General features: G+C 69.9%; 2 protein-coding genes and 1 pseudogene. All 3 read right to left on the bottom strand.

Annotation, left to right across the window (positions count from 1 at the left end):
• Window positions 1-180: pseudogene (locus ACCP09_RS39880) on the bottom strand (hypothetical protein); the annotation flags it as partial.
• Window positions 177-1,109, bottom strand: a complete 933-nt coding sequence (locus tag ACCP09_RS39875) for a DUF7064 domain-containing protein (RefSeq protein ID WP_400983093.1) — start codon at window positions 1,107-1,109, stop codon at window positions 177-179. The pseudogene ACCP09_RS39880 and the gene ACCP09_RS39875, both read right to left, overlap by 4 nt.
• 3 nt (window positions 1,110-1,112) lie before the next feature.
• A partial coding sequence (locus ACCP09_RS39870) for an enoyl-CoA hydratase/isomerase family protein (protein ID WP_433754277.1) occupies window positions 1,113-1,523 on the bottom strand: 411 nt, incomplete at its 5' end.

Here is a 1,523-nt window from a genome sequence, read left to right as displayed (position 1 = left end):
GATCGGCGGGGGCGGCGGCCGCCGCACGACCACCCGCCGCTGCCCGTCGCTCACCAGGAACGTCAGGTTGGAGTGCCCGTCACCGATCCGCCGGGTCGTGACGGGGCCGGCGCAGATCTCGCGCGCGGCGAGGAACCGCGCCAGCCCGTCCCGCTGTTCGTCGTTCCAGTCCCAGCTCATCGACCGCTCTCGATCAGGTGCTGCAGGTACTGCCCCGGCCAGTGCGTCTCGAACTGCCCGGCGCCCTCCTCGCCGTCGATCGTGACCCGGCAAGCGGCCTCGGTGATCACCGTGCCCATCGGGTCCTTCGTGGGCAGCTTGACCGCGCCGAAGGACTCCATGACCAGCCTGGTCGTCTCGCCGGTGATGTCCACGACGTCGGCCTCCAGCCGCGTCTGCACCATGCCGTCGTCGTAGTCGGCCTTGTGCTTGATGTGCGACACCGGGATCGTCACGCCGTCCTTGACGACATACCCGGCGAAGCCCCACTCGCCACGCGCGATCCAGATCCAGCCGTTGACCACCCGGCCGGATTCGGTGTAGGCGATGAACCACTTCCAGTGGTGCGGCACGCCCCAGTTCCGCACTCCCCACGAGTGGTCCCGGTGGCCCTTGCGATCCCACGCGATCCGCCTGCCGCCGACCTCCAGGAAGCCGGTGACGTGGCCGGTCTGCTCGAGCCGGTTCGCCGCGAACCACGACGGCAGGCCGTCCGGGTTGCTCTTGTAGCTGAACGCGTCGTGCAGCGCGGTGAAATCGAACTGCAGGCTCACCTCGTCGCTGGCGTAGCTCACCTGCGCGGTGCGGCGCAGCTCCGGCTGCTTGACTGTGAGGCCCTCGAACTCGAAGTTGTCGAGGTCCATGTCGTCGCCGACGGTGCCCTGAGCAAGTTTCAGCGCGACCGGCTCGGTTCCCGGGCCCCACACCGACACGTTGTAGCCGGTCTTGCCGCGGTCGGTCAGGTACAGGTAGACCTGCATGCCCAGCTGCTCGTCGGGCATGACCATCTCCCAGAACAGGCTGTCCCGCATCCGGCCGCCCGGCTCGGGCCAGTGCCGCAGGTCGTCGTCGGGCCCGAACCCGGGGTCGATGTCTCCCAGCGTCGTCATCGTCTACCTTCCTGTGAACTGCGGCGCGCGCTTGTCCTTGAACGCCGCGAGCGCCTCGGTCATGTCGTCGCAGCGGGTCAGCAGCGCCTGCCCGCGGTTCTCCAGCTCCAGCGCCGCGCCGTAGGAGGCGACCTCCTGGTTGCGCTGCAATGCCCGCTTGGACATCCGCACCCCGCCCGGCGAGTTCCCGGCGATCTGCCGGGCGGTCGCCAGGGCCTCGTCCAGCAGGCTCTCCGACGGCACGACCCGGTTCACCAGCCCGATCCGCTCCGCCTCCTCGGCGGCGACGACCCGTGCCGTGTACGCGATCTCGGCGGCGCGGCCAGGGCCGACCAGCCGGGTCAGCTGCCAGGAGGTGCCCAGCTCTCCCGCCGACAGGCCCACCTTGACGAACGCCGCGCTGAACTTCGCGGT

This window comes from Amycolatopsis sp. 3B14 (assembly GCF_050958625.1).
Lineage (GTDB): Bacteria > Actinomycetota > Actinomycetes > Mycobacteriales > Pseudonocardiaceae > Amycolatopsis_E > Amycolatopsis_E thermoflava.
The sequence above is the reverse complement of the archived record's forward strand: the minus strand, read 5'-3'. Positions and strand labels throughout refer to the sequence as shown.